This is a genomic window from Aquibium pacificum (genome assembly GCF_040839445.1).
Lineage (GTDB): Bacteria > Pseudomonadota > Alphaproteobacteria > Rhizobiales > Rhizobiaceae > Aquibium > Aquibium pacificus.
Map to the genome: position 1 here is coordinate 644,725 of NZ_JBDPGJ010000004.1, position 14,841 is coordinate 659,565.

Genomic DNA, 14,841 nt, shown 5'->3' on the forward strand with positions numbered 1-14,841 from the left:
ATGGCGGACGACTGGAACGGCAACGGCAACACGCTCTTCACCAACGTGCGCATCCTCGATGCGACAGGCGAGTATCCCTACACCGGCGAGGTGCTGGTGCAGGGCAACCGCATCAAGCAGATAACGCGCGGCTCGTCGCGCTTCGGTTCTCCCGCCGCCTCGTCCTACGGCGGCGGCACGACCGTCATCGACGGCATGGGCGCGACGCTGATGCCCGGCATGATCGACGCTCACTTGCATCTGTCCTGGAACAACGCCCCCGGCATCGACCCCATCCAGATGATGGAACTCGAGGAGCACATGCTGGTCACCATGGAGATGGCCAAGCTCGTGCTCGACGCCGGCTTCACAGCCGGCCGAGGCGCCGCCGCGGCCAAGCCCAGGCTCGACGTGGTGGCCAAGCGCTTCATTAACGAGGGCCGATTTCCCGGGCCGCGATACCTGGCAGCGGGTCCCGAGATCACGACCGTCGGCGGCCTCGGTGATTCAGCGCCGTCGCACATACCGCACGAGGGACTGAACCTCGGCATCGTCGTGTCAGGACCGGAGGAGATCCGGCGCACGGTTCGCACGCTGATCAAGTACGGCGTCGATTCCATCAAGCTCAACCTCTCGGGCGAGGAGATCACCGGCATGGGGGCGGAAGAGACGCCGATGTCGGAGGAGGAGGTAGCCATGGCCGCGCAGGAGGCACGCTGCCGCAACAAGGTGCTCTCGGCGCATGCCCGCTCGTCCGGCTCGGTCAAGCAGTGCATCCGTCACGGCATCCAGAACATATACCACGCGTCGTTCGCCGACGAGGAGGCGCTCGACATGCTCGAAGCGGTGAAGGACCGGCATTTCGTGGCGCCGGGCATCGCCTGGCTCATCAATACGGCGCGCCACGCCGAGCAATGGGGCATCAAGCCCGGTTCGCCGGTGACGCTGCTCTACGAGCGCGAACTGGAGATGTGCATCGACACGATGAAGAAGATGCACCGGCGGGGCATCCGCGTCTGTATCGGCGGCGACTACGGCTTCGCCTGGACGCCGCAGGGCACCAACGCCAAGGACATCCAGACCTTCGTGGAGATGCTCGGCTTCTCGCCGATGGAAGCGATCCAGGCGGCAACCAAGTATGGAGGCCAGATCATGAACATGGGCGACGAGCTCGGTCTCATCAAGGAAGGCTACCTGGCCGACCTGCTGCTGGTCGACGGCGATCCGATCGCCGACGTGCGCATCCTGCAGGACAAGAACCGGCTGATGGCGATCATGAAGGACGGCAAGTTCCACAAGGCGCCGCGGCTCAACGAGCAGCGTCGCAGGCTGACCGCCTGAGGCAGCCGTCGTGAGCCTCACCGACAGGACCAAGAGCGACATCGAGACCGGCGGCTTCAGCCGCCGGCAGGCCTGGGGGCTGTTCGGGCTCCTGGCCGCCGCGGTGTTCGCGTGGCTCGTCTTCTCGGTCTGGCCGGACTGGCTCAACGCCGTGCTGATCTCCAAGAAGGCCTTCGTCAGCGCCGTCTTCAACGGGGTGACGCTGGCAGGCCTCTATTTCCTGGTCGCCAGCGGCTTCACCCTGGTGTTCGGCCTGATGCGCAACGTCAACCTGGCGCACGGCTCGCTCTACCTGCTCGGGGCGTACATCGGCTACGTCGTCACGCAATGGACCGGCTACTGGCTGATCGGCGTCGCCGCCGGGTTCCTGGTGCTGGCCCTCGTCGGCGTTCTCATGCAGGTCATCGTGTTCCGCCGCCTCGAGGGCGACGACCTGCGCCAGACGCTGGTGACGATCGGCATTTCGATCGTCGCGGCGGACCTGATGCTCGCGGTCTGGGGCGGGCAGACCTACCAGCTCCAGACGCCCGATTTCCTGAGCGGCGCCCTGACGCTGCCCATCGTCACGGCGGTGCGCTCCAACGGCGCCTTGGTCTTCCTCACCTATCCGCTCTACCGTATCGTGGTCCTCGTCATCGCCATCGCGGTCGGCATCGCGCTGTGGCTGATGCTCAACCGCACGCGCGTCGGCATGATGATCCGCGCCGGCGTCGACGACCGCGCCATGCTGTCGGCGTCGGGAACCAACGTGCACATGGTCTTCGCCATCGTCTTCGGCCTCGGCGCGGGGCTCGCGGGCTTCGCCGGCGTGGTCGGCGGATCGGCGCTCTCCATCGCCCCGGGCGAGGACGTGCGCTACCTGCTCGCGTCACTGGTCGTGGTCATCGTCGGCGGCATGGGCTCCATCCCCGGCGCGGCCATCGGGGCGCTGCTCATCGGTCTCGCCGAGCAGATCGGCCTCGTCTACTTCCCCACCTACGGCGTCGTCCTCACCTTCGTCATCATGGTCGTGACGCTGGCGATCCGGCCGCAGGGCATCATGGGGAGGGCGTGATGGCGCTCCTCGCCGACACCGGCCGCGCGCAGGCGCCGAACTGGCTGGAGCGGCTCGGCGCGGGCCACATCCTGCTCGCGATCGCGGTCCTGCTCTACCCCGCCGTGGCGAGCGACTTCTTCCTGACGCAGATCGGCGGCTATTCGCTCGTCTGGGGCATGCTCGCGCTGTCGCTGACGGTGCTCGCCGGCTATGGCGGCATGGTCAGCCTGGCGCAGATCACCGTTGCCGGCTTCGCGGGCTACGCCGTGGCCATCTTCGGGGACAACAGCTCCAACGTGCTGGGCTTCGGCTGGCCCTGGTGGATCGTGGTTCCCTGGGCCGTCCTGATCGCCGCCGTCGCCTCGGCGCTCATCGGCTGGATCGCCGTGCGCACGGAAGGCATCTACACGATCATGATCACGCTCGCGATCGCCACCGCGAGCTTCTACTTCGCACAGCAGAACTATGCGCTCTTCAACGGCTTTCCGGGCTTCGCGGGGGTGCGCGCGCCGCAGTTCTGGGGCGTCGACTGGCGCTCGGCCATGCCCTACTACTACCTGTGCCTGGGCACCGCCGTGCTGTGCTACGTGGCCGTCCTCTACGGCGCCCAATCGACCTTCGGCCTCACCCTGCAGGCAATCCGCGACAATCCGCGCCGCATGCGCGCCATCGGCTACGACGTGACAGCGCACAAGGTCTTCGCCTGGTTTCTCGCCGGCGTGATAGCCGGCCTGGCCGGCGTCCTGCTCGTCTGGTTCAACGGGCGCATCTCGCCGGGCACGATCGGCGTCGGTGCAGCGATCAACGTGCTGATCATCGCCGTGATCGGCGGCATGCGGCATCCGATCGGCCCGTTCATCGGCGCGGCGGTCGTCGTGCTCATGCAGACCTTCGCCATCGACATCGTCGGGGCGGAGCGGTTCAACACGCTGATCGGCCTCGTGTTTCTGGTGATCGTCTTCGTTTCGCCGGACGGAATCCTCGGGCTTTGGGAGAGAATGAAGCCGCATCTCGCACAGGAGAAGTTGCGTCCCGATCGCTGAAGACGGGGCGGGCAAGTGTCAACTCAAGGGAGGAAGAACAATGAAGATACATCGCAGGACACTACTGGCGCTGGCCGTCGCCACCGGCATCACGGCTCCAGGCTGGGCGCTCGCCCAGGACGACACGATCAGGATCGGCTTGCTCGCCACGTTCGAGGGACCGTTCACCGTGCTCGGCGAGGACGGCGAGCGCGGCGCCCGGACGGCCGTCGAGGAAATGGGCGGGATGGTCGCCGGCAAGAAGATCGAGATCGTCAAGGGCTCGTCAGATGCATCGCCCGACAGCGCCGTGCGCGCCGCGCGCAAGCTCGTCGAGCAGGACGGCGTGAAGGTACTGGTCGGTCCGCTCTCCGGCGACGAGGGCATTGCGGTCAAGGACTACGCCAAGAGCCAGCCGGACGTGACCTTCTTGAATGGCTCATCGGCGGCCCAGGACACCACGTTCCGCGATCCGGCGGACAACTTCTTCCGCTTCTCGACCGACGGCGCCCAGTGGATGGCCGGCCTCGGCACCTACGCCTTCAACGAGAAGGGCTACAAGACCGTCGCCGTCGTGGCGGAGGACTATTCCTTCCCCTACACGCAGGTTTTCGGCTTCATGGCCGAGTTCTGCAAGGCCGGCGGCAAGGTGCCGTCGAAGTCCTGGGTTCCGATCGGCAACAAGGACTACTCCTCCGTCATCGCGGCCATCCCCGACGAGGTCGACGCCGTCTACGTGGCGCTCGGCGGCGCGGATGCCGTCAACTTCCTGACCCAGTTCCAGCAGTCGGGCGGCACCGCGCCGCTGATCGGCGGCTCGATCACGGTCGACCAGACGGTGCTGACCTCCGAGGGCAAGCTGCGCGACGTGTTGATCGGCACGCCCTCGGCCGGCCCGGTGGCTGACACGAATGATACGCCGGCCTGGAATTCCTTCGTCGAGGCCTACAAGAAGCAGCCCGGTGCCTTTCCGTCGCCGTCGCTCTTCGCCCATGCCTACTACGTCAACATGAAAGCGGCACTGCTTGCCCTGGAGGAGGTCGGCGGCGACGTCTCCGACGGCGGGGCGAAGCTGCGCGACGCATTGTCGAAGGTCTCGTTCGATTCGCCCACCGGCAAGGTCTCGCTCGACGCCAACCGCAACGCCATAGCCGACATCTACCTGACGGAGGTGACGGAGACTGCCGACGGAACGCTGCTCAACAAGCTCATCAAGGTGGTTCCGCAGGTCAACCAGACGCTGGGCATTCCCGAGGACGAGTTCCGGGCGCTCGGTGCGGTCAGCCGCGAAAACCCGAGCTGCGAGTAGTCGGGGAAACAGCGCCACCATGGCCGAGACATCCCTCGCATCTCGTCTCCAGGGCACGGGAGCGCATGCGCTCGAGCTCGACGACGTCGCGCGGCATTTCGGAGCCCTGGTGGCGCTCACGGGCATCAACATGAGGATCGCGGCCGGCGAGCGGCGCGCGGTCCTCGGCTCCAACGGCGCCGGCAAGACGACGCTGTTCAACGCCGTCACGGGCGATTTCCTGCCGACGGCCGGCCGGATACGCTTCTTCGGCGAAGACATCACCGATCTTCCTCCGCACGAGCGCATACGGCGCGGATTGCGGCGGACCTACCAGATCTCGCAGCTCTTCAACGGGCTGAGCGTCCTGAACTCGGTTTATCTCGCCTGCAAGGGGGTCTCCCGGCGCCGCTTTTCGCTGCTCAGGCCGTCCATATCGGACGTCAACATGCAGCAGGCGGAATCCATCCTTCACGCGGTGCATCTGGACCGCGAGCGCGACGTGCTGGTGGCCACGCTGAGCCACGGCCAGCAGAGGCAGCTGGAGATCGCGCTGGCGCTTGCGGGCGCGCCGCGCCTCATCCTGTTCGACGAGCCGGCGGCCGGGCTGTCGCCGGCCGAGCGCCGCGACCTCGTCGCGATCCTCAACGGCCTGCCGCGGCACATCGGATACGTCATCATCGAGCACGACCTCGACGTGGCGCTGCGCGTGTCCGAGCACGTGTCGATGATGCACAACGGGCGGATCTTCAAGGAAGGCACGCCGGACGAGATCGAGAACGATCCGCAGGTGCAGGAAATCTACCTGGGGGGGCGGCATGGCTGACCGTTCGCCCCGCACGTCCAGAGCCGTGCTGCGCATCGACGACCTGCAAGTCTACTACGGCGAAAGCCATGCCCTCCAGGGCGTGTCGCTGACGCTCGAGCGCGGCGTCCTGTCCGTCGTCGGGCGCAACGGCATGGGCAAGACGACGCTGTGCAACACCATCACCGGGCTGAAGCGCGCGCGCTCGGGCTCGATCCGGCTCGACGGGCGCGAGATTTCGGCGCTCGAGCCGCACGAAGTCCACCGCCTGGGTGTCGGCTACGTCCCGCAGGGCCGCCGGGTCTGGCCGAGCCTGACCGTCGACGAACACCTGCGGCTCGCCGCGGGCGGTCAGCGCGACGCCTCCTGGACGGTCGAGCGGGTGTACCAGACCTTCCCCCGGCTGGCCGAGCGCAAGACCAACGGCGGATCGCAGCTTTCGGGCGGCGAGCAGCAGATGCTGGCGATCTCGCGGGCGCTCCTGTCCAATCCCAGGCTCCTGGTCATGGACGAGCCGACCGAGGGGCTGGCTCCGGTCATCGTCGAGCAGGTGGAGCGGATGCTGCTCACGCTCGGCGAGGAAGGCGAGATGGCGATCCTCGTCATCGAGCAGAACATCGGTGTGGCGACCTCCGTCTCCGACAAGGTCGCCATCATGGTGAACGGCCGGGTCAACCGCGTCATCGACGCGGCCGCGCTCGCCGCCGACCGCGACCTGCAGCAGCGCCTGCTCGGGGTCGGCCGGCACGGCGAGGAAGAGGAGGCCACGCCGGTCGCCATCGCACAGGCGCGCAGCGACCTGGCGGAAGTCTACCGCGTGGAACGCAGCGGCGGCTCGTCCCAGTCCCCCTCGGCCGCGCGGCCGGATGCGGGTGGCGTCTATCGTCCGGTGACCGAACTGCCCAACCGCTGGAACGTGTCGGTGAGTTCCATGCGCCAGGCGGCGGTGGACCGCGCGGCGCCCGAGGACGATCTGTCCGCGGTGTTTTCGATGCCGTTCGCGGAACGCGTGGGCAAGACGGTCATCGTCGCCGGCACCTTCGACACCAAGGGCAAGGAATTGCGCTTCCTTGCAGACAGGATGAAGGCCCTGCGCATTCCGGTCCGTACCGTCGACCTGTCGACCTCCGGAAAGCCGGCGAGCGTCGAGGTGCCGGCCATGCAGGTCGCGGCGATGCATCCGGCGGGCACGTCGGCGGTGTTTTCGGGGGATCGCGGCCAGTCGGTCTCGGCGATGGCGGAAGCCTTCGCGCGCTGGGTGGCGCGCGAACCGGGCATCGGCGGCATCGTCTCGGCCGGCGGTTCGGGCGGCACGACGCTGGCCACCGCCGGAATGCGCGTGCTGCCGGTCGGCATCCCGAAGCTCATGGTCTCGACGGTCGCCGCCGGCGACGTCGCCAAATATGTCGGCGGCGCCGACATCATGATGTTCCACTCCGTCGCCGACGTGCAGGGGCTGAATTCCATCACCGAGGCGGTGCTGTCCAACGCGGCGCACGCCATGGCCGGCATGGTGGCGCGCCTGCCGAGTGCCGAGCAGTGGGAGGCGAGGCGACGCGCGGCGCGGCCGGCCATCGGCATCACCATGTTCGGCGTCACCACCCCCCTGGTCCAGGCGGTGACGAAGCGGCTCGAAGGCACCTATGACTGCCTCGTCTTCCACGCCACCGGTATCGGCGGACGAGCGATGGAGAATCTCGGCGATTCCCGTCTTCTCTCCGCCTTCCTCGACCTCACGACGACCGAGGTGGCCGACATGCTGGTCGGCGGTGTCTTCCCGGCGACCGCCGACCGCTTCGGCGCCGCGATCCGCACGGGCCTTCCCTATGTCGGGTCGGTCGGGGCGCTCGACATGGTCAATTTCGGGCCCCGGGAAACGGTGCCGGAGAAGTTCCGCGCCCGGAACTTCGTCATCCACAATCCCAACGTGACCCTGATGCGCACGACCCGCGACGAGAACAGGGCGATCGGCGAGTGGATCGGCGAGCGGCTGAACGCGATGAAGGGTCCGGTGCGCTTTCTCCTCCCCGAGGGCGGCGTGTCGATGCTCGACGCACCCGGGAAGCCGTTCCACGATCCCGAAGCCGACAACGCGCTCTTCGAGGCGCTGGAACGGACCGTGCGGCAGACGTCGCAGTGCCGCATCGAGCGCGTGAGAGGCAACATCAACGACGACGTCTTCGTGGACGCCGTGGTCGCGTCCTTCCAGTCCATCAACCCCAAGCTGCAAAAGAGCGCCTGAGTGGCCCGACCCGACCGAACAAAGCTCATCGAGCGCTTCCAGGACATGAAGCGTCGGCGCGTGCCGATCGTCGGCGGCGGCGCAGGCACCGGCCTGTCCGCCAAGTGCGAGGAGGCCGGCGGCATCGACCTGATCGTGATCTACAATTCAGGCCGATACCGCATGGCCGGGCGCGGATCGCTGTCGGGCCTGCTCGCCTACGGCAATGCCAACGAGATCGTCATGGACATGGCGAGGGAAATCCTGCCCATGGCGAAGAAGACGCCAGTACTCGCCGGCATCAACGGGACCGACCCTTTCTGCGTGTTCGATCATCTTCTGGAGCAGGTGAAGGCGATCGGGTTTGCCGGCATCCAGAATTTTCCGACGGTCGGGCTGATCGACGGAACGTTCCGGGCCAATCTGGAGGAGACCGGGATGTCCTACGGGCTGGAAGTCGATCTGATACGCCTGGCCCACGAGAAGGACCTGCTCACCACACCCTATGTCTTCAACGCCGACGAGGCCGCCGAGATGGCGCGCGCGGGCGCCGACATCCTGGTCTGCCACATGGGCCTCACCACAGGTGGCTCTATCGGCGCGGAAACGGCGCTGAAGCTTGCGGACGTGCCCGCCCTCGTGAACGATTGGTCCGAGGCGGCGCTGAAAGTGAATCCGGACGTTCTGGTGCTCGTCCACGGCGGTCCCGTGGCCGAGCCGGAGGATGCGGAATACGTGCTCAGGAACACCGGCAACTGCCACGGCTTCTACGGCGCCTCCTCGATGGAGCGCCTGCCGACGGAACGTGCGCTGACGGAACAGACGAAAAGGTTCAAGTCGGTCACTTTCGGCTGACGTGAACGGCATTGGGAGGAACTATCATGGCTGCGCAGACCTTCGGCGCCTTCCTGTTGTGGCTGATCATCCTAGCGATCGTCGTGGTGATCGCCGTCTATATCCTGCGCTGGCTCTACCGGCGCTCCACCAAGGAGACGGCCTTCGTCCGCACCGGCTTCCTCGGCGAGAAGGTGGTGGTGAACGGCGGCGCCTTCGTGGTGCCGGTGCTGCACGAGATCACCCCCGTCAACATGAACGTCATGCGCATCGAGGTGCGGCGGGAGGATGGCATGGGCCTGATCACCCGCAACCGCATGCGCGTCGACCTCGTCGCCGAATTCTTCGTGCGCGTGGGGGCGAGCAAGGAGTTCGTCGCCGCGGCCGCACAGACGCTGGGGCGTCGCGCCATGCAGGAGGACGGATTGCGCGAGCTTCTCGAAGGCAAGTTCGCCTCGTCGCTTCGCACGGTCGCCGCCCAGATGACGCTCGAGGAAATGCACGAGCGGCGCGCCGACTATGCCGCGCAGGTGCGCCAGCTTGCTTCGGAATCGCTTGCCGCCAACGGGCTCGAGCTCGAGAGCGTGGCCATCGTCGACCTCGACCAGACGAGCCTGGAGTTCTTCGATCCGTCGAACGCCTTCGACGCCGAGGGCCTGACGCAGCTCACGGAGTCCATCGAGACGCGGCGGCGGATGCGAAACGAGATCGAGCAGCGCACCCTCGTCGACATCCGGACCCAGAACCTGGAGACGCAGCGCCGCGTGCTGGAGATCGACCGCGAGACCGAGTATGCCCGGCTCGAGCAGGAACGCGAGGTGGAGATACGCCGCGCCGCCCAGCGCTCCGAACTGGTGCGCGAACGCGCCGTCCGCGACCAGGAGGCCGAGCAGGCCCAGCTGACGTCACGCGAAGCGGTGGAGAAGTCGCGCCTGGCGCAGGAACGCGCCATCACCGAGGAGCGCATCCGCAACGAGGAGGAAACGCAGCGGCGCGAGATCGCGCGGCGGCGGGCGCTCGACGAGGCGGAGCTGAAGACGCGCGAACTCACCGAACGCGAACAGATCGCGCTCCAGCTCTCGCTGGAGAAGGCCCGGATCGAGCGCGAGAGGGCTCAGCAGGAACTCGAGATCCAGCGCAGGAAGTCGCTGGAGATCGTCGAGCTCGAACGCCAAATCGCGCTTGCCGAAAAGGCGCTCGACGTGACGGCGGCCGAATCCGAAAGGCGCCGCGCCGAGATCGTCGCCAACCAGGGAATCGAAACGTCGCGGATTGCGCAGGAGCGGGCGCTCGACGAGGTGCGCATCGAACGCGAGCGGCACCTGGAAGCGCTTCAGATCGCCAAGCGGCAGGCCTTCGAGGAAGCCGAAATCGCTTCAGCCGAGGAGATCGAGCGCGCGCGCATCATGACCGAGCGCGGGATCGAGGAGGCGAAGCTGGTCAAGGACCGGGAACTGCGCCAGCTTGCGGTCGCGCGCGACCAGGCGGTGGAGATCGCGGAGATCCAGAAGGCCATCGACGTGGCCAAGAAGACGCAGGAGCGCTCCGCCGCCATCGCAGCCTCGGAATCGGTCCGTGCGAAGGCCATCCAGGCCGAGGAGCAGGCGCTGACCGCGCGCGAGCGGGAGATTGCCGAACGGCGCAAGCTCACCGACCTCATCGCGGCCAACCGCGAGGCCGAGCGCGAGACGCTCCGTATCACCTCCGCCGCCGATGCCGAGATGAAGGCGGCCAGGAGCCTGGCCGAAGCCCAGAAGATCGCGGCGCTCGCTTCCGCCGAGGCCGAGAAGATCCGCGCGCTCGCCGCGGCCGAACGCTACGAGGTCGATGCCACCGGACAGCGCAAGCTCAACGAGGCCGACAATGTGCTTTCCGAGGAGGCGCGGTCGGGGCGGCTGCGCGGCAAGATCCTCGAGCACATGGAGGGCATCATCCGCGAGAGCGTGCGGCCGATGGAAAAGATCGACGGCATCAAGATCCTCCACGTCGACGGCATGAACGGCGGCAATGGCACCGGCACCCGCAACGTGACCGACGAAGTGATCGATTCGGCGCTGCGCTACCGCGTCCAGGCGCCCATGATCGACAGCCTGATGAAGGAGATCGGCATCGAGGGCGGCTCGCTCGGCCGCATGACGGACGTGCTGCGCGACGCCAAGGACATATCGAGCCTGACCAGGGACAAGAAGGGAAAGACGAAGAACGGCCGCGACGATCATGACGACGACCGCGACCGCTAGTCCCGGGCGGCATCGCGACGCGGAACAGGAGCGGACCGCATGACGAAGGTGTACGTCTCCTCGGTCATCCCCGCGCCTCCCGCGGAAGTCTGGGCCGTGGTTCGCGACTTCAACGCGCTGCCGAACTGGACGCCCTTCGTGGCGGAAAGCCGCATCGAGCAGCACATGCGCGGCGACCAGGTCGGCTGCATCCGCAACTTCGTCCTGAAGGATGGTGGACGCATCCGGGAACGCCTGCTGGCGCTTTCGGACTACGACCTGTCCTGCACCTATGCGATCCTTGAAAGCCCGATGGGCGTGGAGAACTACGTCGCGACGCTCTCCCTGACGCCGGTCACGGATGGAAACCGGACGTTCGCTGCCTGGCAGGCGGAGTTCGACTGCGCAGAGGAACGGGAGGCCGATCTCCGGCGAAGCATCGGGGAGGGCGTGTTCCAGGCAGCGTTCAATGCGTTGAAACAACGGTTCTCGCGCTGAGCGCATGGTCGAGATCCGCCGCAGTACCATCATCGATGCACCGATAGAGGACGTCTGGGCGATCCTGCGTGATTTCAACGGGCATGACCGCTGGCATCCTGCAGTTTCGTCCAGCTTCATCGAGGGCGGCGACCCCGTCGATGCGGTGGGAGCCGTCCGCCGTTTCCGCCTCGCCGACGGCAGCGAATTGCGCGAACAGCTGCTGTCCCTGTCCGACCGCGAACGATGCTTCACCTACTGCATCCTGGAAGCCCCGCTGCCGCTGATGGGCTATGTCGCGCAGGTCGCGCTGAAGCCGGTGACGGACGGCAACCGGACGTTCTGGGAGTGGCGCTCCACGTTCCACCCGCCCGAGAACCGGCGGCGCGAACTGACCGCGCTGGTCTCCGAGCAGATATACGAGGCGGGATTCGAGGCCATCCGACAGATCACGGCCAGAGGTCGGGCTCCCTCTCCCGACGGCCGGCCGCGGGACATGCAGCCGCAGGCCCTTCGCGCGGCGCAACCCTCCGTGCCTGCGCCGCACGAGATCACCCGCCCGCGTGCGGGCGGGCGCGCCGGGGAGGCGGCGGGGACGCAGCGGACGCAGGCCATCGTCGTGGACCGCTACGGCGGGCCCGAGGTGCTCGTGCCGCGGGAGATCGATGTGGCAAGTCCGGGGCGGGACGAGATCCGCATCCGCCATCGCGCCGTCGCGGTCAACTTCATCGACGTCTACTGCCGCACCGGTTATTTCGATCTCCTTACTCCGCCCGGCGTACCCGGGATGGAGGCGGCTGGCATCGTCGACGCGGTCGGCGAGAACGTTCGCGGCTTCTCGATCGGCGACCGTGTCGCCTATGCGTGCCCTCCGGTCGGCGCCTATTGCGGCCTGCGGACGATGTCGCCGGACCTGGTCGTGCACCTGCCGCCGGAGATCGACGAGGAAACCGCGGCGGCCGGTTTCCTGAAGGGCGTCTCGGCCTCCTTCCTGCTGCACGACGTGCACGCGGTCGGCCCGGGAGACGTCGTGCTCATCCACGCGGCGGCGGGCGGCGTGGGACAGATGCTCGTGCAGTGGGCACGTCACCTCGGGGCGACCGTCATGGGCACGGTCTCGACGGAGGAAAAGGCGCGAACGGTGGAGGAACTCGGTGCGCATCACGTCATCGTCTACAGCCGGGAGGACTTCGTCGACGCCGTGATGCGCCTGACGCGGGGGCGCGGCGCCGACGTGATCTACGACGCGGTCGGGCGCGATACGATCGAGGGTTCCATGCGTGCGCTGGCAACGCCGGGGCATCTCGTGAGCTTCGGCCAGGCGTCGGGGCCGGTGGGCAGCTGGGACCTGGGAAGCCTGTCGTCCAAGTCGATGACGCTGTCGCGGCCGAATTACGCGCACTATACGAGCACGCCGGACGACATTGCACGGCATTCGGCGCGGTTCTTCGCCGCGTTGCGGCAGGGCGCCTTGCGGATCGCGCCGCCGACCCGCTTCCCACTCGCCGAGGCGGCACAGGCGCACCGGCATCTCGAATCCCGCGCCAGCAGCGGATCCCTCGTCCTCACCGTGTGAGCCATTGTTATGGGTCCGTCCGGTTTAGGCTGGCCCTCGTTCGTTGAGGGCGATTCGCGCTTCGAACCCGTCATTCGCTCCCGGGCGCGGTGATCTGAGTTCGAGGCGGCTGCCGATGCGATCCGCGATCGTGGCCACGATCGACAGTCCGATCCCGCTGCCGCGTCCTGAACCTCGGCCCCGTTCGAAGCGTCGGGTCAGCGTGTGGAGCCGTTCGGGAGATACGAGCGGTCCTGCGTTCGCCACGGAAAGGACTCCTTCAGCCGACAGAGCGACATCGACCGGCTTTTCCCTGTCGCCGTGCTGAGCGGCGTTGTCGATCAGGTTGCGGCACAGTATGCCAACCGTGTCAGGATCGATCGACGATACGACGGGCGCGTCCGGCAAGAGAAGAGATATCTCGTGGGCCCGCTCGGTGCGCCTCATGTCCTCCACGACGACAGAGACGGCATCGCGCAGATCGACCTCTGCGTCGAGCGTCAGTCGCCCGCCTTCCGCCCTTGCCAGCTGCATCAACCGTTCGGCGCGCGCAGTCAGGCGCTTGAGAGTGGCCTCTATGTCGGTCGCGCGCTGCAAGGTCTGCGGTTCCGCGGTCTCCTTCCGTATTCGCTGGGCTTGGGCGATTGCGCCGGCGAGCGGCGTCCGAAGTTCGTGTGCAGTATTCGCCGCGAGGCTCCGCTCGGCGTCGAAGGCGGACCGGAGCCGCGCGAGCAGGGCATTCATGGTGGCAGCCAGCGGCGCTACCTCGCTCGGCAGGTCGTCGGCCTGGACGGCCCCGAGATCCTTTTCGCTGCGGGTCTCGAGCTGTTCCCGGAACGACCGAAGCGGTCGTGTCCCGCGGCGAACGGCGACGGCGATCGCACCGAAGGCCGCAGGGATGACGAGGAGCACAGGAAGCCCGAGCACCATCCGCATATCGCGGATGATCGATGCCTGGTGGTCGAGGGGCTGTGCCACGGTGATGACGACGGTGCCCTGCAGCGCCTCTTCGCTGTACAGGCGGTATCTCTCCGAGCGCCGGAAGCCCGGGCCGTCGTAGGCGGGGAATGCCGATACGTCGGCGGCGTGGGAGCGAAGCAGTATCTCGCCCTTCTCGTTACGGACCACGTAGGTGAACAGTTCGGTATGGTTCCGGATCACACCTAATCTCTGGCTGGCGGCGTCACCCTCCTCGCGCCCGACGATGTCCAGCACTGCAAGTGGAAGCAGACGCTGCGCCGTTTCCTGCAGCGACGAATCGAAGACCTCTTCGATCTCGTGGCGCAGCAGCACTGCCGTCGCCCAGGCCGCACCCAACCAGATCACGAGCAGGAGTGAGCCGAGCGACAGCAGAAGTCTTGCCTGAAGGCTGCGCACTACCCTCATCTGCGGGCTAGCCGATAGCCGAGGCCACGTTCGGTCTCGATCAGGTCGGATCCGAGCTTCTTGCGCAACCGGCTGACATGGACCTCGATCGTGTTGCTCTCGATTTCAACGTCGAAGTCGTAGAGTTTCTCCTCCAGCTGCGCCTTCGAGAGCAGCTGGCCGGGCCGGGCGAGAAAGGATTCCAGCAGGGCCCACTCGCGCGCCGTCAGGGGAATCGCCTTGCCCTCTCGCAGCACGCTGCGCCGGGCGATGTCGATTTCGATCTGCCCGAGACGGATGATCGGGTTCGGGTTGCCGGAGTAACGCCGCGCGACCGAGCCAATCCTGGCGGAAAGCTCATCCAGGTCGAACGGCTTCACGAGGTAGTCGTCGGCCCCGGCCTTGAGACCCTCGATCCTGTCCGAGACCTGGTCGAGGGCGGTCAGGATGATGACGGGCGTCACGTTTCCGGCGGCGCGGAGCGTCTTTAGAAAGACGATTCCCCGTCCGTCCGGAAGCATGAGGTCGAGAAGAATCAGGTCGTGACGAGCACTGGCAACGGCATCCCGCGCGGCGTCGAGGCGCATGACCCAATCGACGGAGTGTCCGTCGCTGGCGAGTTGATCGCGGACCGCAGCGCCGAGCACGGCATCATCTTCGACGAGCAGGATGCGCATTCCAGGCCTCTCTTCGCGGACA

The 14,841-nt window shown here is 67.0% G+C and carries 12 protein-coding genes; 10 read left to right on the forward strand and 2 right to left on the reverse strand.

Features of this window, described 5'->3' with window-relative positions:
* From ABGN05_RS19665 to ABGN05_RS19710, 10 genes are read left to right on the forward strand one after another with little or no spacing between them, the layout of a single operon-like run.
* Nucleotides 1-1,320: a metal-dependent hydrolase family protein gene (locus tag ABGN05_RS19665; RefSeq protein ID WP_367955731.1), complete on the forward strand. Its 1,320-nt coding sequence runs from the start codon at nucleotides 1-3 to the stop codon at nucleotides 1,318-1,320.
* Between the two features lie 10 nt (nucleotides 1,321-1,330).
* Nucleotides 1,331-2,374 (forward strand): branched-chain amino acid ABC transporter permease, encoded by a 1,044-nt coding sequence (locus ABGN05_RS19670; protein WP_373695953.1) that lies wholly within the window; start codon nucleotides 1,331-1,333, stop codon nucleotides 2,372-2,374.
* On the forward strand, nucleotides 2,374-3,399 hold the full coding sequence (locus tag ABGN05_RS19675; RefSeq protein ID WP_367955732.1) for a branched-chain amino acid ABC transporter permease: 1,026 nt from the start codon (nucleotides 2,374-2,376) through the stop codon (nucleotides 3,397-3,399). Before ABGN05_RS19670 ends, ABGN05_RS19675 begins: the two co-directional genes overlap by 1 nt.
* 40 nt (nucleotides 3,400-3,439) lie before the next feature.
* Entirely contained in the window at nucleotides 3,440-4,687 is a 1,248-nt protein-coding gene (locus ABGN05_RS19680) for an ABC transporter substrate-binding protein (RefSeq protein ID WP_367955733.1), read from the forward strand.
* A gap of 19 nt (nucleotides 4,688-4,706) precedes the next feature.
* A complete protein-coding gene (locus tag ABGN05_RS19685) occupies nucleotides 4,707-5,492 on the forward strand; it encodes an ABC transporter ATP-binding protein (RefSeq protein WP_367955734.1) in 786 nt (261 codons plus the stop codon).
* Nucleotides 5,485-7,713 (forward strand): ABC transporter permease, encoded by a 2,229-nt coding sequence (locus ABGN05_RS19690; protein ID WP_367955735.1) that lies wholly within the window; start codon nucleotides 5,485-5,487, stop codon nucleotides 7,711-7,713. Before ABGN05_RS19685 ends, ABGN05_RS19690 begins: the two co-directional genes overlap by 8 nt.
* Entirely contained in the window at nucleotides 7,714-8,547 is an 834-nt protein-coding gene (locus ABGN05_RS19695; protein WP_367955736.1) for a phosphoenolpyruvate hydrolase family protein, read from the forward strand.
* A 26-nt stretch (nucleotides 8,548-8,573) separates the two neighbouring features.
* Entirely contained in the window at nucleotides 8,574-10,766 is a 2,193-nt protein-coding gene (locus ABGN05_RS19700; protein ID WP_367955737.1) for a flotillin domain-containing protein, read from the forward strand.
* 39 nt (nucleotides 10,767-10,805) lie between these two features.
* Nucleotides 10,806-11,243: an SRPBCC family protein gene (locus ABGN05_RS19705; RefSeq protein ID WP_367955738.1), complete on the forward strand. Its 438-nt coding sequence runs from the start codon at nucleotides 10,806-10,808 to the stop codon at nucleotides 11,241-11,243.
* A 4-nt stretch (nucleotides 11,244-11,247) separates the two neighbouring features.
* Complete coding sequence (locus ABGN05_RS19710) at nucleotides 11,248-12,798, forward strand: zinc-binding dehydrogenase (protein WP_367955739.1); 1,551 nt, start codon at nucleotides 11,248-11,250, stop codon at nucleotides 12,796-12,798.
* 24 nt (nucleotides 12,799-12,822) lie between these two features.
* On the opposite strand, the gene ABGN05_RS19715 is transcribed toward ABGN05_RS19710, so the two are convergent.
* Together ABGN05_RS19715 and ABGN05_RS19720 are read right to left on the reverse strand one after the other, a co-directional pair.
* Nucleotides 12,823-14,163, reverse strand: a complete 1,341-nt coding sequence (locus tag ABGN05_RS19715) for an ATP-binding protein (RefSeq protein ID WP_367955740.1) — start codon at nucleotides 14,161-14,163, stop codon at nucleotides 12,823-12,825.
* Entirely contained in the window at nucleotides 14,160-14,819 is a 660-nt protein-coding gene (locus ABGN05_RS19720) for a response regulator transcription factor (protein ID WP_367955741.1), read from the reverse strand. Before ABGN05_RS19720 ends, ABGN05_RS19715 begins: the two co-directional genes overlap by 4 nt.
* Between the last annotated feature and the right edge of the window lie 22 nt (nucleotides 14,820-14,841).